The sequence below is a fragment of the Mycobacterium sp. GA-0227b genome (genome assembly GCF_001499855.1).
Taxonomy (GTDB): Bacteria; Actinomycetota; Actinomycetes; order Mycobacteriales; family Mycobacteriaceae; genus Mycobacterium.
This window is the reverse complement of the sequence record NZ_LQIK01000031.1, coordinates 24,470-44,123: the sequence shown is the minus strand read 5'-3', so window position 1 is coordinate 44,123 and position 19,654 is coordinate 24,470. Positions and strand designations below refer to the sequence as shown.

Below are 19,654 nucleotides of genomic sequence, written 5' to 3'. Positions count from 1 at the left end.
GAACCGCTGACTCTGAAGCTGTTTCCAGGTTTGAAAGACTGGGTCGCTCGTGGCAGAGGAATAAGTCGGAGCGACCGGCCGAGAGACCGCCCCCGTGGGTACCGGACAGGGGGCGAGACATCGAGGGTTTGCAAGTACACCAGGAAGGCACTGCCGTGACAATAGCTTTAGCCCCTCAAAAGAACGCCGCTACTTTCCAGAGGTGAAATCAGCTCGCTTCTTGCTCGGTTTGCATGTCCAATCCGATTATCCGACGAGCGAGGGTGCGCGCAGCTTCAAGTGACCCGTGATCCACTTCTCCATCGTCGGGTCCCAATGGCAATTCGTCGGCGAGAATAGGGGCGGGTTGGCGTTCCGTCACGAAAGCCCACACGCGGTCCGGGTCGGAATTGTAGTCGGGCGCAATCACATCGAGAGCCGTGGTGGCAAGCCACAGGTTGATCCGTCGCCCCACCAGCTGCACCTGATCGCTAGTTGCCGGGGCGCCATTGTTTAGCTTGGAAAGTTCGTCGACCAGTGCGATAGCCAATGGCCGATTCTCAAAACACGTGTAACCGATTAGACCGTTCGGGATATCTTGCATTGTGAACGCTTGCACGACTGGCTCGTATGAAGGCCCGTTGCGAAGCATTTCGGCTCCCCACCACAATCGGGCTATGGCCTGTTTCCTGCGGTCTCGACCGACGAACCTGTCGATAGTTGTTGTCAGGTTCCCACGCTTGTCTCGATTGCGAAACCGTCGACGCACATACTCCGGCACTGCCACGACCGACAGATAATTCCAAATTCGAGGATCAGCGGCTTCGAGACGCGTCAAGCGTAGTGCTGCATGGACGCGTGGCGCGAGCCACCGGTCTGTCGCAGGTTCGTAATCACCTTCACTTTCCCGCTCGTCGAGTTCGGTGAAAAGATCAATGAAACGGTCGGTCTCAATCGGAACATGGGTGCCGTCGACGACTCGGACGATTGGCTCTGGTTGCTCGGGCAGTATGATCTTGGCACGGTCGCCGGATCTGAAGTCGTCATCGATAAGCCCAGTCGTCGTCCACGGAAGCCGTCGCAATTCCATTTCAATCCTTTACTTCGTTCCCGACGACGGTTTCATAGGCTCGCCGCGTCACGGCTCCTGCCTTAAGCTGGCGTTCGACGGTTGCGACGATAATCTGCTCGAGCTGTCTGGCGAATTCAGCACTTTCGCGCGCGTTTCCAAATATCTTTAGTTCGTCACGTGCGTAATCTTCTGGCATATCCTCGAGAAGTTCCTCTAGAGCGGCTCTTTGCCAGTTGATAATTGGCCACTTCGGATCGCTTGGGTCTTCATAATCGATGTGCGAGCTAGCGCATTCGATAAGCGCCAGCCGTGTTTTGGTAGCGATCTCCACGGCGATAACTTCGTGCAGGCCTCTCTGCGGCCCCCTGCGTCGCTGGTCCTTCAGAAGTGAAGGCAGATAGTCGAGCGCCTTGTTAAGAAAAAGGGTCGGCCGGTCATCGTCGAGATCAATATAGAAGCGCTCGTCTTTGAATGTGGTGAGTTCGGGGATTGCTGGTGGATCTGCAGCGAAGTCCGCCCACCGGATGTCGAGTGCACCACGTGACGGGAATGGTGCCACTGCGTCGAAATGGAGTGACCACGGCAAGCTTCTACCTACGAGTCGGCGATCGCCATCGGAGGCGAACGACGCGGCGACGATCGCGTACGACTCGCCAGCTCCCGCGACAAACTGTCGATCTAGCAGAACCTTTCCGGTCCAACGCAGTGGATCCACCTGCGACCGTTCGAGCAGATTGCTTTGGCGCAGCTCCGCGGTTGGGCACCGTGTGACCACCGAGACAGCCAAGTCGTGGGCTCCGGCTTCTTCGAGTGAGGCCAGCTCGGCCGGTTGTAGCTTTACGTTCACGGCTAGTTCGATCGATGTCCAGCGAGAGCGTTCCTCTCCCTCTGCCAATATCCAGATCTGCCGAAGCGAGCGCTGTTGATCTTCCAATTTCTGGACTATGTTGTCACGTCGGAGCTCACGGATGTCAAGATCGACCTCTCCCAGACGCGAATACGGGTAAATGACAGCATTCATCGCTCAACCTCCACTCTGCCGACATTTCGAAACAACAAGGTCACAGCTGCTCGGTCTGCCGGAATCAGCTGCGCGCCAATGTCTGTCGTTCCTTCAATCCGGACCGTCGTAGTTTTACTTCTGCCGCACTGGCGAACGATCACTCGGCGGTCGATGACCTCGGCGGGACTGTCGACCTTGAGCTCTGACCAACGAACGCCTTCGGTTCCGGACTCACCGACGAAGGCGACAAATGGCTCGAAGCTCCATCCCTCCTCGCGGTTACTCATCCTGATTTCGGCGTTTATCCGCCAACGATTCTCGACGACACCGCCGCTAAGCGACTTCACATATGGCTTGTCTTGGACTGGTGGCGGCCCGCCGATCTGCAGAAGGCGCTTCAACGCGTCCGGTCCGTCGTCATTCGGTATCGGTGTATGCGCAAAAAGATTCCGTAGTTCCCGACGAATCCCGTCCTTGAAGTCCTTAATTCTTTGCAGGCCACCCTGGACATATATGACGAAAAGATCATCGGTGCGATCCCACTTGTCGTGGGCAGGCGGTTCAGCAGCCCGCAGGAACTCCTCGGCCGCGAGGTCTTCCATCGCCGATCCCGCAGCCTGCCCGCACATTACGAAGGCATGAAACGGTGTGCCGCCCGTCTGCTGATCGGGCATGGGGAGGTACTCGATGACCATGCCTTGCCGGCGAAACAGCGCTACCTCGTTGCTGTAGTCGTCACCTTCCGCCGCCAGCCGTACGACCAACTTCGCTTTGTGGTCGAGTTGCGCATGTGTACCGTCTCTTCGCCTTGGCACTGTAAGCGTGATGTCTCGCACTACCACATCACCGGGTTCTCGAAGTTCGTCGACTATTTCCCCCCGCCTGTACTTTTCGAGTGCATCTACGAAGCAAGGTCGACCATCCTCAGCGCGAATCGGCACGGCGGAAATCGTGTTCCGGCCTTCCGCAATCTCAACGGTGACACCGATGTTTCTGTCGAGTAGCGCAGGCCAGAACCATGTTTCCCACGACCGGCGGATAGCCTTTGCCATCTGTTCGGTACCGTCCGACGGACTTGCGGGATTGTGGAAGCCGAGCACTCCGATGGAGGTGCCTGGCAGCGTCGTTGTGCGCCCAAGGTACAAGTCTTCCGCGAAAGTCGCTTTATCCCATACGGAATTCGTCGTTTCACCGACCTGCTCACCGAATTGACCGCGGCCGGAGAAATACTGCTGCTTGCCGCCAGCGTCGTCAATAATATGAAAAGACAGGTCAGACCTGCCATAGATGCGGTTGTCGAAGCGCCCGTCCGGTAGCGGCTCGCTAAGACGGGAATTCACCAGGACTGTTGAGATTAATGAGCACCGCCAATTGACGGCCTTGCCTAACCCATACGAGCCGCCAGAGCCTGCCGCCTTCTCACTCATCAGATTGCCGCGACAGAATCGTACGAAGTTGCCTATCGCTCCTTCTTGCCTGCGCTCAGCGCCGGTGAGTCCCTGCGTGTTCCGATCTTCCAAACGCATCAACACAAGGTCCTCCGAACTTTGAAGCTGTTCGAGGCCTTCGCGCAATCGAGCGGCGAACTTTCCAGTCATGGCGGCCGCACTCTCCACATGTGGCAGTAGGTGAGTGTCCCACCTGAGCGCCTCTTCGAACGCTCGACGCTCTGCGCCGCGCAGTGTGATGAATCGGTAGGAAATATCAGCGCCTCCACCGAGCGAGGCATCGAGGAAGTTCTGTCCCGTCTCGCGAACGAAAGTGTCTATATCAGCGGGAACGGTGTACACATTTGAGTTGCCATGGTCTTCATTGCCATCCGGGTCGTTCCTGACCCATCCCCAGCCGACGTGCTCGCGATACCAAGCCCGCTCTTCGGCTGAGTTGGGCCGTGGAGATTCGCCTTCGCCTGTCAGCAGCCAGCGGAGGTCACACTGAAGAACGCCAGCGAGGGTTGGCATCTCCTCTTGCGGGATGCGTCCCTTGGAAAACCAGTCGTTGACTGTCTGCACCGGCCGTCCGACGCTCCGGGCAATTTGCGCCTGGGACAGTCCCGCCAATCCAAGCGCTTCCTGAAGTCGGGCGGCGACCGCCGACGCCTCACTTACCGGATGTGTCTCGCTATTTCGCGGCATCTGTCACTTCTATATCCGGTTGTTCCGGATGTCAAGATTGATTGGCCCAGACGACCGCTCTGACAACCGGCTTATCCGGTCTATCGGCGTCTTAAGAGGGTGTGACTTGCGACTCTGTGGAGTCATACTTCGATTGGCATCACACCGACTTGTCGGCGCGGTTCCCCGATACGAAGTTGTTGAGCACGCTCCGTGACGGTGCTCCTGAAAGATCCGACGTGTCGTCCAACTCGAACGCGACCTCAACGACGAGTCCACATCGCCGTGCACTAGCCCAGATGACGAACGCCACAGCCAGAAAGACCGTCCGCATCGGCCACGCAGAGATGCGCTTGATGTTCCGGTCGTCCGACTATCACACGACGCTGATCGCCAGGTGCTTAAGTTTGCGCTGAGCGCCGCGAGAGGACAGCGGCGCGAACGCGTTGAGCGGCCGCCGCGGGATTCTCGTGCTCCCAAACGCGGATGCTCATCCAGCCCGCTTCTTGCAACCGTGAGTCGGTGTCGAGGTCGCGTGCGATGTTGCCTTTCACTTTGGCAGCCCAGAATCCGGCGTTCGTGACGGCGACCGTGTGGTGGTCGGGACACCCATGCCACCAGCAACCGTCAAGAAAAACAGCCACACGTTCCCTCGGAAAGACGAGGTCGGCGGTGCGGCGTACCTCGGGGAGCGGACGAGCGGAGACGCGGTACCTGAGCCCGAGGGCGTGACAGGCCGACCGCAAAGCTAGCTCAGGCTTGGTGTCGCGGCTCCGATTAGACTGCATGCTCGCGCGCGCGCCCGGCGATGACGCCCACGACTCTGCCACATGGACATGGTATGAACGGCGCGCCGGGGAGGTCTTGTCGGTGCACATGAATAGCATCATCAAGCGTGGCGAAGCGCTTAAAGACCATTGACCTTTTCGCAGGTTGCGGTGGTATGACCGCTGGATTCAAGCCACACGGGTTCGATCCCGTTCTGTCTGTCGAGTTGAATCTTCATGCCGCCGCCACGTACGCGGCTAACTTCGGCGAGCGGCACACCTTCTGGGGTGACATCGACGACGCGCTGAAGGGCGATATCCCGGACGCTGACGTCGTTATCGGTGGACCGCCTTGCCAGGGTTTTTCCAACCTGGGCAGCCGCGATGTCAACGATCCGCGCAACAAGCTGTGGAAGCGCTACCTCGAGGTCGTGGAACGAGCCAACCCGAAGGTGTTCGTTATCGAGAACGTTGAGCGGTTCAAGAGCAGCGCCGAGTACCAGTTGTTGATCGACGAGGCCAAGAACGGACTGATTAGCGACTACGAGTTGTCGCCTGGTGTGCTCCTTGCGGCTGACTACGGTGTTGGGCAGCGGCGGCCACGGACGATCATCATTGGGTCGCGTGTGGGCAAGATCGACTTGCCGAAGGCCACACATGCGAAGGTACCTACGGGCAACCTGAAGCCTTGGGTCACCGTCCGCGACCGCATCGGCGCGCTGCCGCTGCACCCCACCACCACAACGATGCCGGACACCAGCGCAACCTTCTTCGGTCAGACCGTGCCCGGCCGTTTCAAGTCGGCGGATCTCCACTTCGGTCGCAACCCTCGCGAGCTCTCGCTGCTTCGCTACGACTGCATTCCCCCCGGAGGTGGGCGCTTCGACCTCCCCGACGAACTCCTCCCGGACTGCTGGCGAAACAAGACGTCTGGAACGACGGACGTCATGGGACGGATGCGATGGGACGCGCCGTCACTAACGATCCGTACAGAATTCTTCAAGCCCGAAAAGGGCCAATACCTTCATCCTCAGTGGGATCCGAAGAACTCCAAGAAGCGAGTAAACCGCGTCATCACGCACCTTGAGGCAGCACGCCTTCAGGACTTTCCGGAGTGGTTCGAATGGTGCGGGTCGAAGACCGAGATCGCTAAACAGATTGGCAACGCGGTGCCTGTCGGACTGGCGTCGGCGGTCGCTGAACAGATCAAGGAGGCGCTTAGCTAAGAGTGAGATCAGTGACGAGATTCTCGTAGGAGCGAAGTCGCTTCTGGTCGATCATCTCAGTCCACGCCGTTTTCTGCTCTTTGGTCAGCCCGTCCCACAACTCTGACACCGCATCGCTGAGTTGTTGGTACAACACGTGATAAACGGTGTCGACCTCACCTGTGCCGCGTGCAATGGAGAGTATGCGCGTAGGCAGCGGCTCTGCTGTCACAACGACGAGGTGTGGGGATCGCCCTCGGCGATTCCGCACAAGCGTGGCGAACTCATGGCGAACGTTCTGGACGCGGTCAGACCTGATCGTCCACTTACTGGAAATGGCGGCATGCAAAAATTCCGGCGCTGTCGAATCCGCCGAATTCTCGACGCCCACGCATACATCCGTTTCGATTTGGTAGTCGCCCCCGAACGTCGCACGCAGCGTCGGGTTTTCGTCGAGGACACGTTGGATCTCATCGAGATGGAGAAATTGCGCGAAGTCGGTGACGGGGCGATGGCGATCCACCGACCACACACGGTCAGGATCCTCAGCCTCGAGCGCCGACTCAAGGTCTGCTTTTAGCCGATTTTCGAGGAGAGTCCCCGATTCGCCTTCTTCGAGATCTTCGACTCGCTTAGCGGTCGATACGCCCAACGCCTTGTAGACATGCGCTGCCAATCTCATACTTGGACCACTAGCCAAGTCCGAAAGATTCGGAGCGATTGGCTCGTCGAACAGCCGGATACATTGGTGAGCGGTCTTGTCTGTTGCCGGCTTCCAGCCTAGAAGGTCGATGAACCACTGCGGCGCTTCAGGCATTAGGAACTCGCATCACCTCGTAGATTAGTTGGTCGAAGTCCCGGAGACGATGCTGTGTCATCAAACGCCGAAACGTGCGCTTGGGCGACCAGTTCGCAGGCTTGTTCTGTGCGACCGCTTCAATCGTTCGCTCTAACGCGGGCAGATCCAAGTGATAGACGTAGTCGACGGCACCGGATCCGTCGGCAAGAATCTTGAGCATCGCTGGCCTGGGTTCGATCGTGAGAACGCCGAAGTGTGGCATCATGCCGCGCCTTTGGGCCACGAGCTTATTTCCTTGCGATACCGGATCTTGGACACGATCCGTTCTGAGCGACCACTTCGACGAAATAGCGATTGCGAGTTCATCGAGCTGGCCTTCATGCGGAATCGCCACCGAAATATCTATTCGCAGCAATGATTCCTCGGGCATTTGTTCGCCGAGGTCTTCGACGAGCGCCGCTTGTGTATCGGTGCTTGCGGCCAGCGCTTCAAGGTCTCGCTCGATACCGGCCCGGTGCACTCCAAGATCGACGGCTCTCACGCGTGTCGCGAGATCCTCGAGCGCTGGACGCAGATCGCCGAAGTTCCTACGAAAGTTGGGAAAGACATCCAAATGCGCGTACTGGCTGAACCCTTTCGCCGCCCGCGATTTGTCGATGTGAAGGTCGGGCCGAAGGTCACGAAGGAAGTTGACGAGCTGGACCTCGAGTAACGTGCCGGGGTCAGTCGGCGCCACGGAATCCGATGCAACTCCCAATTGCGCGAACAGAGCTCGACCCAGCTCGACGGATTGCGTGTCGTGTGCGTCCGATGTGTTGGGGTTAGCAGTCAGGTTGCCGGAGCGATCCAGCCTGTAACCGCAGAGGTCAGCAGCGAATGAGGCGGGCACTCGGGCCACATTGCCAGCAAGGACCAGAGGTTAAAAGGGCGACACGTATGTTGAACGGCCTGAGACGCAAGAGTTCGGCACAGGCGAGCTGACGAACCGGTGTCAGCGTAGAGTCGGAGGACGTTGTTTAGAGCTAGCCGCTTGGCTGTATCTACAAGGTACATATGTGCCACATAAGCCTCCTGACTCACGCAGTATCAGCCTAGGCCTTGGCTGCACAGATTCCGTTGTGCATCAGAATATTCCACTGACGTGGGCAAACATTTGCGTCGCCGAATTCGCTTCCGACACGACTTTCTGCAACAGGAGCTGCCCCTCCCGTCGCCTATGTTGGACCGTCCAGACAGACCAACTACAGGTCGAGGGACGCAGGTGCACGACGACAACGCAGAACTGTCGGCAGCTGAACTGTTCGAGCTCGACCGCGACCTGCAAGGCTCCCGCGCCATCCGCCTGCTCGCCACGACCAACCTAAGCCTCTATGCCACGCTCATGGAGCGACACCTCGCCCAAGGCGCCGTGCCCGAGACAGAGCTCGTCGTTCGCCTCGAACGCGACCTCGCCGACCTCGACGCCCCCAGACCGGCCTCGGCCTGATCACGTCCTGGGCCGCCAGGGCTGGCTGCACCGCATCGTCGACGAACGCCACGACCACAACGTCTTCTACCTCACCCAGGACGCCCGCCGCGCCCTGGACTTCCTCCGCGGCATGCGCCGCCAGGACACCATCACCACCGGCGGCTCCATCACCGGCATCGCCTCTCGGCTCGAAAAGTCGACCTCACGGTCGCTCACGATCCCCCCGCGTCCGCAAGCACATCGAAGCCGAAATCGCTGCTCTGCACGAAGAACTCGTCCAACTCGACGCCGGCCACCGGCCCCAACCCGACGTCACCGATTGCTACGACGAGGTCGCGGCCATCGCCCTACAGATGGAACGCCTCATCACCGACATCGGCCAGTACGGCACTATGATCGAGCACGCCACCACCGCCCTCGACGAACCCATTGACTCCAACACCGAGTACCGCGACCGCCAGCGCCAGATGTATGCCGACGACCAGGCCGACTGGGACTCGAAGGGCCGCGACTCCACCGCGCCTTCCTGCGCATGATCAATGATCCCGATCAGCGCGCCGAGTTCGAGGCCGACGTCGCCGCCGTCGCCGACCCCCTGCCCGCCCTACGCAAGGTTATGACCGGCTTCTTCGAACTCGTCGGCCACCAGATCGACGAAGTCGAACAGAGCCGCCGCGTCGCCCGCCAACTCAACGACGCCATCGGTGCCGCCGCGCCCTGCTCAAGACTTCCTTCACCGACTCCCGCCTCCACATCGACGTCCCGCTCGCCCGTCACGCCATCAATTCCTAGACGCCGAGCTTAGGATCGACGACCTGTCCAATCCCAAATCCGCCAAGCCGGCCGACGGCGAGGAAGACTCACCAGCTTTGCCGCCCTCACCACCCAGGTCGATGCCGTCGCCGTGCTCGACACCGCCTACCTCGACCATGCAATCGTGCTCTGGTCGTGGGCCGTCAAGCAGCCAATCAAGACGACGCTAAGTCAACCAACATCCGCTTCCGCTCACCGGACGACTGCGGCGCGAATTCGCCGTCTCATGTGGCATTCACCGAACCGACCACCAACACCTCGTCAGAGCGGTCTCCTGAGCTGAGAAGCCAACATCGACTTCACATGGCCCAAGAACCGGTCGGCGTCTGAGGCCGCGGCTCAGCGCAGGTAGACCTGACCCTCATCTGGGTATCCGCCGCCGTCGGTAGCGATGTGGACATGGTCGTAGTGGTTGGCGGTGTCCCCGCCGCGATCCGACATCGTTCTCTTCGAGCCGTTGGGCCGGTAGATGGTCTGCCGCCAGATGACGTGATTCAGATCGAAGCGCTCCGCATTCTGCAGCACATACGCCAGGACACTGTCCCCGAGCGCTATCCCGGCCGCCGACCGAGCGTTCGGGATCATCACGTCGATCGCCATCCCGTGCGGATGCCACTTCAAGGGATCCGAGCGCACCCCGCCGATATCGAGAATCTCGGGAAACCTCGCACTCACCGCGCGGGCCGTCAGGATCGTTTTGACCTGCAGCCCCGTCTCTTTGGCAACGCCATGGGGCAACGTCCGCGGCAGCGCCGCAGGAACCGCTTTCAGCTCGATCGGCGGCGTCGCTACCGGCGGCGGGCCGGCCGGCTTCGACGCCGCGATGTCACTGCAGCACGGGGCCTCACTAGCGACCTGCGGATAACTATCTGCGCCGACAACAAACAACGTCGCCGCAGATACGACCCCCACAACTAGGGCCAACGGCGTCCGTCGCCGTGTTTTGGCTAATCCGTGTCTTCCCATCGGAGGCGGACCCTACCGACACGCCCGACCGCGTAGCAAAATGGCTGTCAGCTTGCCGACGCGGCAGTGACGCTCTAAACGCAGCCCGCCCTAGAGTATGAAACCGCAGTTCAACGGGTCGAATCCGCTGGACTGGAGTGCGTCCGCATGCGGCCCAGGGGCAGCCAACTGTGGCATACGTCAAAGCGCAGCTAACTATGTGACGTCCGTCAAGTCGAGGCGTGAGCCTGACAACGGCCACATCGCTGAGACGTGCTTGGAAGGGGAGATCACAGCACTTCCCTTCCGTCCCGCCTATCGCCCTGGCGGAAGTTGCCGTGGTCCGCGGGATCCACTCAGTTCATACGTGCCACCCCGGTTCAGTTCACCCTGACCTTCACTCTCGGCCAACGACCGATGCCGCACACGGTCATCGAGCCGGCCGTGACCGCGGTAGTCACAATCGTCGTCTTCCGCCGGGGACCATCCCTCAGCCTCGGTGGAGGACCCCGACACGTCGTCACCTTCCTCAGAGTGGAGCGTCACCTTGCGGCTACGCCGGAGCGAGAAGTGAATCTCTTCGGTCTCCTCGAGGATCTGCCGCGCACCCCGCAGCGGTCGCGTGGTGGTGTCGATCGCGCTGACGATGATCGGCGGCACCAACGGGCGGAGCCACCGTGCGGCAGCCTTCGTGACGTCCGGAATCGCCGGGATCAGCGGACGACCGGCCTCACCGGATGGCGCGACAACGCGACGCTCCTCGCGCGCCGGAAGATTCGGAGTTTCGTCGAGAGCCGCATGCTCGTCGACAGGCTCCTCGGGCGCGACCGGCAACTCGAGACTCACCGCTTCCGCCTCGGCAGCGATCGGCAAGTACACATCTTCAACCGCAGGCTCGGCTAGGCGCTCCGCCCGGACCGGTGCCGCAGACTCGATCGCTTCGATGACTCGACGGCGTTGCTGCTCGCGGTCGATCTCGTTCTGCGCCTCGATCGCAAGGCGCGCACTGGTGAGTTGCTGTTCGGCCCACATGTTGTCAATCGCCGCACGAACCTCTGCCCGCTTCACCGCGATCGCAGTGTCGGCATCCAGCTCGGCACTGTCCCGCTCGACGTCAGCGGCTATCCCCCGGTCCTGCGACGTCTCGCCACGCCACAGGCGCAGGATCAGCGGCAGCAAGCACAGCAGCACGAAGAAACCGACGACGAGCAACCTCAACGTCAGCGCGCCCATATCGGCCGACGTGTATTCGTTCATCGCGACCCAGCGAGCGCCCAGCCCTCGATCCCCCTCTAATGCGGCCGCCTCGCGGGCCTGCGTCAGCGCCTGCTCATCGGCGGCGATCTGAGCGTCCAGCGCAGGCGCCTGCAACTCCTGCTCAGCCAATGCGTCGTCCAGCTGACGCTGGGCGTCGGCGAGGAAGTCGTCCGCCGTCTGAGCTTCGGGACCTAAACCCGGCACTCCGGTGATGGAGGTCTGCGGGCAGTCGGGCCTCGGGTTGAATTCGCAGCGCGCCACCACCAGCGCCTCCTGGCGACGCTGCAGCGCCTGCTCGACGGCGTCGTCGAGCGCACCTCGCGCCGCGCGGCTGCGGTCCAGGTCGGCTGCCGTCTTCGCCACCGCCGGTGAGGCTTCGGCGCTGCGGGCGGTCTCCTCATCGAGCACCCGATCGATCGACCCAGAGAACAACGCCATGGCGGCGAGTTCGCCGACCACGATGCCGACGACAACCGCCACGGCAGCGCGCCCCGCGAGATTGGGCCGGCCGCGGACCGCGCCCGATGCGATCGCGCGGCTCACCGCGCCCACCAGCAATCCGACCACGAGCGTCGCCGCGATGACTGCCACGACCGGCCAGGAGGTCGATCCAGCCAGAGCGAAAGCCGCGACCGACCATGCCAATAGCGCGACGAGCAGCACCACCGCTCCCGCAATGACGAGGGTGGACCGCTCGTCGCGGCGGGCAAGCTCACGCCGCTCGGCACCGCCGAGCCAGACGAATACCGCCGCGATCGGCGAGACGGCAGCGTCGTTTTCAGTGATTCTGTGAGCGGACATGGAAACTCCAAACATCCCCAGACTTCTTCGGGCGTGACGAGGCGCCGACCGACACAACTCCATCGGTGTGAGCCAGGCGGATCCCCCGCGAATTGCACCGTCACGCCGATGCGATTGCCTGAATCCTCTCACAGACGCCCCTACTCCGCGCTATGGGCGACCCGCCAGGGATTCAGAGAGCTATCGCGGCCCGTCGACCTCATACGTGCCCGCGTCGTCGCGGAAGACGACCGCAACCTGCCGCTGCACACCGTTGAGGCTGACCTGGCAGTTAAATCCCTTGCCTGCTTCGACTTTCGGGTTCTCACCGCCGTTGCACTCGACGGCCGTGACATCGTTCGCGCCGTAACCGTAAATCGGGTCGCTCAGTATCTGCGCCACACCCGCCTCGGCCTGACGCACGTCGAGCACCTTGCCGTCGAAACCCCCGAACGCCCACACCGCGACCATCACAACCACTGCTATGACGACGACGGCGAGTCCGCCCAACACCACCATTCCCCGCCCTGATCCACGGGGAGCTACCGGTGCGGGCGGCCGCGGCGGCCGCGTCTGCGGGGCGTGCTGCGCCGGCGGAACCGGCGGCGGCGTGTACTGCTTTGGTGGCGCCTGTCGCCACGGCTGCGGCGGCGGACCGGCCGGTCGCGGTGGCGGGTGCCCCTGCGGCCGTCTCGGCGGCGGCGCACCGCCGGGACGCGCCCACCACGGCTCCCCCGGCCCCTGCCGAGGCGGGCCGGTCACGGTTTACTCGCCGAAGTCATGGCTACTCGAACCGCTCGAAGCACTCGTCGACCTCACTGGACAGGCCGAGCCGATACGCCAGGATGCGCGTGAACCCCGCCGGTGCGGGTCGCCCGTTGACATCGCTCGCCACGATGCCGTTGGTCAGCAAGCCCGCGACCGCCTCGTCGGTGTCACCCGCCGTCAACACCAACTCCGACCCGCTTTCCTCCGTCATCCGGCCCTGCGCCACGCCCGTCAGGCACGCCGTTCGCAATGCGGCGACCGGGGTATCGAGCGCAACGCCTCGCTCTTGCTGCACGGCCAGCGCATACCGCGACGTCACCATGGAGATCGCGGTGTTGTCGCCCTGCACCAGAACCCGGTCCTCCTCTTCGTTTTTCGGTTCGCCGGCCGCCTCCAGTGCAGGCATGTCGACGTGAATTGTGTTGTCGTCAGCGCAATATGACGTCGGTTCTGCCGCGACTCCGCACCCGGCCGGATCGGTGGACAGGGCCGGCGCATCCGAAGGCCGGAAGATTCCGGTCAGCACGTCCATCAACGACTCGATCGTGGCCTCGTCGATCGTGCTGTCGAGCACCGGTTCGCCGTACTTGTCGAAGACCATGTGCTGCGGCAGGTCGCCCTGTCGCCGCACGATCTCGTCGACGTCGATCGCGGCGCACTGGTCGGCCCCGCCGCTGAAACCCATCTGGAACGCGCTGATCCGGTCGAGCGCGGAGCCGTGTGGATCGCCGGCCGCAGCGGGGGTCAACGGGTCGCGCAGGTAGATGACGCCGGCGAGCACCCGGTTCAATCCCTCACCCGTGCTCAAGGTAAACCGCGGCGACTGCCCGGCAGCCACCGACCGCAGATACACACCGGCGAAGCAGTCCGCCTGCTGCTCGGCGACCAGAACCGGTGCGCCCTCGGCGATCAGCCCAGCCATCCGCTGCAGCGCGTGGCCGTACTCGTGGGCGATCACCCCGACAACGCCCATGTCGCCGAAGAACTCGGCCGCCACCGGCAGCGCCTGGCCGCGGTCCCAGGCGATCAACTTGTCGCCGATGCAATAGAACGCACCCGCCAACTCGTAAGTCTCTGACTGGCATACGACCGGGCTGTCGGCGTCGGTGGAGTCGTACGACACAAAGGTGTCGATCGGCGTGAAGTCGCCGGACAGATACTTGTCGAAGTTCTTCTCCCAGAATCCTTGAATGTCGTTGACCGCCAACAACGCCAGCTGGTCCATGGCGCCGCCGTCGGTGTTCTCGACAGTGCCGACAGGTTTCGGCGCGTTCGGCCGCGGACCACTGGGACCCTCGCCGACGGGCAGGCCGCCGACGCGTTCGGGGTTGAACAGCATCGAGGTCGCACGGCCGTCGAGGGTGGTCTGAGCGCAGCTCGTCAGGCATAGCGCGACACCAGCGATCGCGGCCATCAACCTGATTCGCACTCGAACCTCTCCATCGCCAGCGGCCGGCGGCTCTGCCGCTCAGGCACGAAGAATATGCGAAAAGCCGCTACCGATGAATCCCTCGACGGCCGACGCCCAGCCCCGCTGGTCCGTATCCTCACCACATGGACAGCCGCCTCGCGCTCAGCCGGCGCCGTCTCCTGCAGCTGGCCGGCCTGGCGGCGGCCGCCACCGCCTGCTCGGCGGAACCCACCGCGTCCGCGACCCCGTCCCACACTGTGTTGTGTCGTGACGCGTGGGGCGCCAATCCGCCCCGCCCGGGCGGCAGGCTCCACACACCCGTCCGGATGACGATCCACCACACCGCGGTGACGCTCGGGGACAACGCCAACGCGCCGGCTCGTCTCCGCCAGCATCAGCACTACCACCAGGACACCCACGGCTGGATCGACATCGCCTATCACCTCAGCGTCGACCGCAACGGCAACATTTACGAGCTGCGGAAGCCCGAGCTCGTCGGCGACACCGCGACGAACTACGACCCGACCGGCCACTTCCTCGTCGTCTGCGAAGGCAACTTCGACGAAGATCCGATCACCGAAGAACAGCTCAACGGTGCTGCGCTTGCATTCGCCTGGGCCGCAGAACGATTCGGCATTCCAACCGATACATTGGCCGGTCACCGCGACGCCAGCCCTGACACCTCATGCCCGGGCGCCAACCTCTACGCGCATGTCACCTCGGGGGACCTCGAGAATCGCATCGAACAGCTCCGTTCCGCCGGCCCCGTCGACCTCCACACCATCTGCGGGCCAGCGGCGTCCGCGGCCGTCGCCGACATCGAAGCCGGTCTGCGATAGCGCATGCGACACCACTTTTCACGAGGTCACGCAGTCCGGAGATTGGCCGCCATCACAGCAGCCAGCGCACTCCTCGTGCAGTGCGCCGCCGAGCCGACACCGCCCGCACCCACCTCGCCGCCGAGCACGACCACTCCGTCACCGGCCGCCGCCGCCCCGCCGCCGTCACCGACCACACCGTCACCAGCGCCCGCCCGGGTAATGACCGTCACCGCCGCCGAACTCGGTGAAAGTTGGCGTCCCGGTTGCCCTCTCGAGCCAGCGCAGTTGCGGCGAGTCGAGATCGACCACCTCGGAATGGACGGCCAGACTCACCGCGGAGACCTGATCGTCCACGAAGACCTGGTCCCGGAGGTCATCGAAATCTTCGAGCAGCTGCGCCAAATCCGCTATCCCATCGAGAAGATGCGCACGCCCGACAAATATCCGCGCGCCGACGACGAACTGTCCATGCGCGACAACAACACCTCGGCGTTCAACTGCCGCGACATCCCGGGAACCGGCAACTGGTCACTACACGCCTACGGCCGGGCCATCGACATCAATCCGCTTCTCAATCCTTACGTCGACAGCTCGGGCGACTTCCAACCGGCCAATGCCAGGCCCTACCTCGACCGCCACCGTGTCGACCCCGGACTGCTACACGACGGCGATCCGGCGGTGCGGATCTTCACCAGCCGCGGCTGGCGCTGGGGCGGTGACTGGCAGACCCCGAAGGACTATCAACACTTCGAGCGCGCCGATCAATGAGCTTGTTCCCACTCTCACTGTACGACAGAGGGTGGGGCTTGCGGCAAGGCCCCGGGTGTGCTGCACAATCGTCCGGCCGCGACCGCAATAGATGGAGGAGCACAGTGCCCAGCACGCCAAAACCATTCGAAGTTCACGAGTCTGGCGCTTTCCTGCACGGCACCAAGGCCGACCTGTCGGTGGGCGATCTGCTGGTACCCGGGCGTCCGTCGAACTTCGAGGAGGGACGTATCTCGAACCACGTCTACGTGACCCAGACGTTGGACGCCGCCGTGTGGGGAGCGGAGTTCGCGGCAGGCGACGGTCGGGGCCGCATCTACATCGTGGAACCACAAGGCCCAGTGGAGGACGACCCGAACGTCACGGACAAGAAGCTGCCCGGCAATCCGACGCGCTCCTACCGGACCCGCGAGCCCGTGCGGATCGTCGGCGAGATCACGGACTGGGCAGGACACTCACCCGAACAGATTCAAGCCATGCGGGACACCCTGGCCGACCTTCAGCGCCGCGGCCTGGCCGTCATCTACGACTGACCCCGCTACGGCGCGGGGTGATTACTTCTTGAACGCGTCCTTGATCTTCTCGCCGGCGTCCTTGAGGTTCGACTTCGCCTGATCGCCGCGGCCCTCGTCGCGGGCCTGCGGGTCGCCGGTGGCGTTCCCGAGTGCTTCCTTCGCCTTGCCGCCGAGGTTCTGCGCCTTGTTCCTCGCTTTGTCTGCTGCGCCCATCGCCTGCTCCTCCAGACCCGACGCCCGGTCCGACTGACCCGGCATACCTTGTCGCGGGATACCTCTACGGGCCGGTGCGGAAACCGTCGTAGCGGCGTTCAGCTCGAATACTTTCCTGGCAATACGCCGCTAACGCAGCTGCGGGTTCCTGCGGTGTGTGATGCTCCCTCCCGGGGAACCCGCGAAATCACGGCGGAGGTGACGGGGTGAAGTTCCGGTTGAGTGGTCTTGCACTGACGGCGACGGCCGTCGTATCCGGATGCGGCCTGACCGGGCCGGCGCCGACCGAAGTTCCCGCCCAGTCCGGCCGGATCTCCATCGACGGCACCTCACAGAACACCGAGTCCGTCGAGTGCACCCAGCACGCCTGGGACCTCATGATCGACGCCGCCGCCAAACCCGGGCACGCCGAGGTCTTCCTGCACCTCGGCGGCTCCGAGCCGGTCGTGCGAACCGTCAACATCCAGAACATCAACGACGTCCACGGCGTCGCCGGCGGTGACACCGGTAAGGCCGAAGCCTCCATCGACGGCAACGTCTACACCATCACCGGCACCGTCGTCGGCTCCGGTCGCGCCAATCCGAGCCAGAGCCGCCCGATGCCCTTCGAGATCAAAGCGCCCTGCTGACTCCGTACCCGCAAGCGGCACTACGTTGAGGCCATGTCCCTCATCGACCTGGCGCTGCTGCCCGTCCGCCTGGGGCTGCGCGCAGCGGACTCCGTGCTGAAAACCGTCACCCCAGGTGCGCCGGCGACACCAGAAGACCTCAAAGTCATCAACGGGATGCCCGAAGGGGTCCCACCGGCCGCGCTGCGCCCCGAGCCGAAACTCCCGGCGCCACAAGGATGGCCGTTCGGCGAGGACTTCTCGCGCACCTGCGGCACCGGCCGCTACGCCGACGGCGCCCTGTTCTGGACCGACTTCCTCTACGACGACCACGGCGCGACCGGCCTGCCCGTCGCCATCCCGACCGGCGGGCTGGTTCCGTCGCGCGGCACCTACGTCTATCCCGACGGGCCCGCCGCCCGCAACGGCGCCGACATCTTCCGCGTCGCGATCGGGCTCACCGACACCCACACCTGGTGGCGCGTCGACTGGAACACCCTGCTCGACCCGTCAATCCCCGTCGCGCTCTTCACTTTCGACACCGACCGCGCCGCGGCACCTACCAACGAGTGGCCCGCCAACGCCGGCGTCACCTCGGCCGGCATCGACATGGCGCTGCTCATCTGCGGTCGACAAGCCAGACTCATCGACCTCACCACCCAGTCATCGACACCCCTGGCCCACCAGGTCGACATGCAGTCGCGGTCCTTCATCGCCCAGGTGCCGCGTGCGCTCGTCGAACCGACAGGCACCTGGACCGTCCGCCTCGCCGCCGGGTTGGCGAACGACATCGGCGACGGGTTCGCCGACGTTCCCGTGACCCGCGGCGCGCGGCCCGGCCAAGCGAACGTCTACAACGTCGCGTTCCGTACGCACCAGCAGGAGAAGGCGCACCTGAACTTCTGGTCCGATCAGGCCCAAGCCGCCGCGCTCACCGACGGCGACGTGACTGGGTTCTCGCTACCGGTCGCGTGGGACCAGCTCGCCGAGCGCCGCACCACCGACGAGCCGATCGTGCGCGGCACGTCCACCCGCTGGTACGTGTCGTCGATCGAGTTGGGCCAGGGCGTCGCCGGGACGAACATCCTCGACACCGACCCGCAGTTCCTCGGCCGCGTGCAGCCCTACTCGGTGTGCCTGCCGTCGACGTATGCACCCGGCCGCACGCTGCCGTTGACGCTATTGCTGCACTCACTTGCGTTGGGCCAGAACCAGTTCGCCGCGATCGACCCGCGGCTGCTGCACCAAGTGTGCGAGGACCGCGACTCCGTGGTGGTGACGCCGCTGGCGCGCGGACCGTCGGGCTGGTACTTCGACGAAGCCGAGCTCGACGTGTGGGAGGTGTGGGCGCGGGTGGCCGAACAGCTCGGCACCGACCCGAACCGCACGGTGGTCTCCGGCTACTCGATGGGCGGCTACGGCGCGTACAAGCTGGGCCTGACGTATCCGGAGGTGTTCGCCCAGGCCGTCGTGCTGGCCGGGCCGCCCGTCTGCGGAGTGCGCCTGCTGCCCAACGTCGACGTCCCCGGCGACCTCGACCTGAACTCGCACTGCGCCCGCGAGGGCGACACCTGGGAACTGCTGACCAACGCGCGGTGGCTGCCGTTCCTCATCGCCCACGGCGTGCTCGACCAACTCGTGCCGATCACGTCGGTGCTGTCGCAGGTGCTCGAACTCGACCGGCTGGGCTACCGCTACCGGTTCACCGCCTACCCGTTCGAGGACCACGTCACCTGGGTGCTCGAGGACGAGTTCGACGATCCGATCTCGCACATGGGCACCGGCCTGCGCCAGAGCGACCCCGGGCACATCACGTACTCGTGGTATCCGGAGCTGGTGCGGCACGACCTCGGCCTTGGGCCGCACCGGGTTTGGTGGTTGTCGAACCTGGCGGCCGACCCGGACCTGGCGGACAGGCGCGGTGCGGTCGCGTCCGTCGATGCGCGGTCGTATGCACGCCCGGACCCGACGCGCACGATCCGGCGCCGCCGCGGCGTCGAACCCGACCTCGACCTGTCCCCCGGCCTGTACACCGAATTGCTGTGGCGCACAGGCGCTGCCGTCGAGCCGCTGCCGTTCCTGACGCTGAAGCTCACCGGCGTCGCGGGGCTCACCGTGGACGTCGCCAGGGCCGGCCTTGCGTCGCTGGACACGTCGACCATCGACGTCTCCACCGACACTCCCGCGCGGGTCGAACTCGCCGCGCTGCCGCCGGAGGTGGCGGTGTTGTTGGACGGCGAGCCGACCGGTCCGCTCGTGCAGGTGCCCGCCGGGCGGCACACCATCGCGCTGACCACCGCGGCGGTGCCCTCCAAAGAGGTGATGGCGGCGCTGTTGCGGCGGTAGCA

At 63.7% G+C, this 19,654-nt stretch carries 17 protein-coding genes and 1 pseudogene; 7 read left to right on the top strand and 11 right to left on the bottom strand.

The window, feature by feature from the left end:
* Positions 1–208: 208 nt before the first annotated feature.
* The 4 genes from AU185_RS25225 to AU185_RS24845 all read right to left on the bottom strand — a co-directional run bounded on the left by AU185_RS25225 (position 209) and on the right by AU185_RS24845 (position 5,046).
* Positions 209–1,069, bottom strand: a complete 861-nt coding sequence (locus tag AU185_RS25225; protein ID WP_156425601.1) for a DUF6339 family protein — start codon at positions 1,067–1,069, stop codon at positions 209–211.
* Between the two features lies 1 nt (position 1,070).
* A complete protein-coding gene (locus AU185_RS19455; RefSeq protein ID WP_059101247.1) occupies positions 1,071–2,072 on the bottom strand; it encodes a hypothetical protein in 1,002 nt (333 codons plus the stop codon).
* Positions 2,069–4,189 (bottom strand): helix-turn-helix domain-containing protein, encoded by a 2,121-nt coding sequence (locus AU185_RS19450; RefSeq protein ID WP_082683986.1) that lies wholly within the window; start codon positions 4,187–4,189, stop codon positions 2,069–2,071. The genes AU185_RS19455 and AU185_RS19450 overlap by 4 nt, the downstream gene beginning before the upstream one ends.
* A gap of 380 nt (positions 4,190–4,569) precedes the next feature.
* Positions 4,570–5,046 (bottom strand): very short patch repair endonuclease, encoded by a 477-nt coding sequence (locus AU185_RS24845; protein WP_286143228.1) that lies wholly within the window; start codon positions 5,044–5,046, stop codon positions 4,570–4,572.
* Positions 5,047–5,063: 17 nt separating this feature from the next.
* Here AU185_RS24845 and AU185_RS19445 point away from each other — a divergent pair, with 17 nt between their 5' ends.
* Positions 5,064–6,161, top strand: coding sequence for a DNA cytosine methyltransferase (locus AU185_RS19445; RefSeq protein ID WP_082683985.1), 1,098 nt, complete (start codon positions 5,064–5,066; stop codon positions 6,159–6,161).
* Here the strand turns inward: AU185_RS19445 and AU185_RS19440 are convergent.
* Together AU185_RS19440 and AU185_RS25220 are read right to left on the bottom strand one after the other, a co-directional pair.
* Positions 6,154–6,957 carry an NgoMIV family type II restriction endonuclease gene (locus AU185_RS19440; protein ID WP_059101244.1) on the bottom strand — a complete coding sequence of 268 codons (804 nt, stop codon included), beginning with the start codon at positions 6,955–6,957 and terminating at the stop codon, positions 6,154–6,156. The genes AU185_RS19445 and AU185_RS19440 overlap by 8 nt on opposite strands.
* Entirely contained in the window at positions 6,950–7,828 is an 879-nt protein-coding gene (locus tag AU185_RS25220) for an NgoMIV family type II restriction endonuclease (protein ID WP_156425600.1), read from the bottom strand. The genes AU185_RS19440 and AU185_RS25220 overlap by 8 nt, the downstream gene beginning before the upstream one ends.
* A gap of 327 nt (positions 7,829–8,155) precedes the next feature.
* Between AU185_RS25220 and AU185_RS19425 the strand changes: the two are divergent.
* Positions 8,156–9,550, top strand: a pseudogene (locus AU185_RS19425) (DUF3375 family protein).
* A 9-nt stretch (positions 9,551–9,559) separates the two neighbouring features.
* On the opposite strand, the gene AU185_RS25390 reads toward AU185_RS19425, so the two are convergent.
* The 4 genes from AU185_RS25390 to AU185_RS19405 all read right to left on the bottom strand — a co-directional run bounded on the left by AU185_RS25390 (position 9,560) and on the right by AU185_RS19405 (position 14,384).
* Entirely contained in the window at positions 9,560–10,186 is a 627-nt protein-coding gene (locus tag AU185_RS25390) for a VldE C-terminal domain-containing protein (protein ID WP_172800404.1), read from the bottom strand.
* Positions 10,187–10,480: 294 nt separating this feature from the next.
* Positions 10,481–12,223: a DUF4407 domain-containing protein gene (locus AU185_RS19415; protein WP_059101241.1), complete on the bottom strand. Its 1,743-nt coding sequence runs from the start codon at positions 12,221–12,223 to the stop codon at positions 10,481–10,483.
* A 180-nt stretch (positions 12,224–12,403) separates the two neighbouring features.
* Positions 12,404–12,964, bottom strand: a complete 561-nt coding sequence (locus AU185_RS25715; protein ID WP_286143225.1) for a DUF4333 domain-containing protein — start codon at positions 12,962–12,964, stop codon at positions 12,404–12,406.
* A gap of 22 nt (positions 12,965–12,986) precedes the next feature.
* A complete protein-coding gene (locus tag AU185_RS19405; protein ID WP_059101239.1) occupies positions 12,987–14,384 on the bottom strand; it encodes a neutral zinc metallopeptidase in 1,398 nt (465 codons plus the stop codon).
* A 140-nt stretch (positions 14,385–14,524) separates the two neighbouring features.
* Here AU185_RS19405 and AU185_RS19400 point away from each other — a divergent pair, with 140 nt between their 5' ends.
* The 3 genes from AU185_RS19400 to arr all read left to right on the top strand — a co-directional run bounded on the left by AU185_RS19400 (position 14,525) and on the right by arr (position 16,503).
* Positions 14,525–15,220 carry an N-acetylmuramoyl-L-alanine amidase gene (locus tag AU185_RS19400; RefSeq protein WP_082683984.1) on the top strand — a complete coding sequence of 232 codons (696 nt, stop codon included), beginning with the start codon at positions 14,525–14,527 and terminating at the stop codon, positions 15,218–15,220.
* 3 nt (positions 15,221–15,223) lie between these two features.
* On the top strand, positions 15,224–15,970 hold the full coding sequence (locus tag AU185_RS19395; RefSeq protein ID WP_059101238.1) for a M15 family metallopeptidase: 747 nt from the start codon (positions 15,224–15,226) through the stop codon (positions 15,968–15,970).
* 104 nt (positions 15,971–16,074) lie between these two features.
* On the top strand, positions 16,075–16,503 hold the full coding sequence (gene arr / locus AU185_RS19390) for an NAD(+)--rifampin ADP-ribosyltransferase (protein WP_059101237.1): 429 nt from the start codon (positions 16,075–16,077) through the stop codon (positions 16,501–16,503).
* A gap of 21 nt (positions 16,504–16,524) precedes the next feature.
* On the opposite strand, the gene AU185_RS19385 is transcribed toward arr, so the two are convergent.
* Positions 16,525–16,698: a CsbD family protein gene (locus AU185_RS19385; RefSeq protein ID WP_059101498.1), complete on the bottom strand. Its 174-nt coding sequence runs from the start codon at positions 16,696–16,698 to the stop codon at positions 16,525–16,527.
* A 206-nt stretch (positions 16,699–16,904) separates the two neighbouring features.
* On the opposite strand from AU185_RS19385, the gene AU185_RS19380 reads away from it, so the two are divergent.
* Both AU185_RS19380 and AU185_RS19375 read left to right on the top strand, forming a co-directional pair.
* Positions 16,905–17,327: a lipoprotein LpqH gene (locus AU185_RS19380; protein WP_082683983.1), complete on the top strand. Its 423-nt coding sequence runs from the start codon at positions 16,905–16,907 to the stop codon at positions 17,325–17,327.
* A 33-nt stretch (positions 17,328–17,360) separates the two neighbouring features.
* Positions 17,361–19,652, top strand: a complete 2,292-nt coding sequence (locus AU185_RS19375) for an alpha/beta hydrolase-fold protein (protein WP_059101236.1) — start codon at positions 17,361–17,363, stop codon at positions 19,650–19,652.
* Positions 19,653–19,654: the final 2 nt, after the last annotated feature.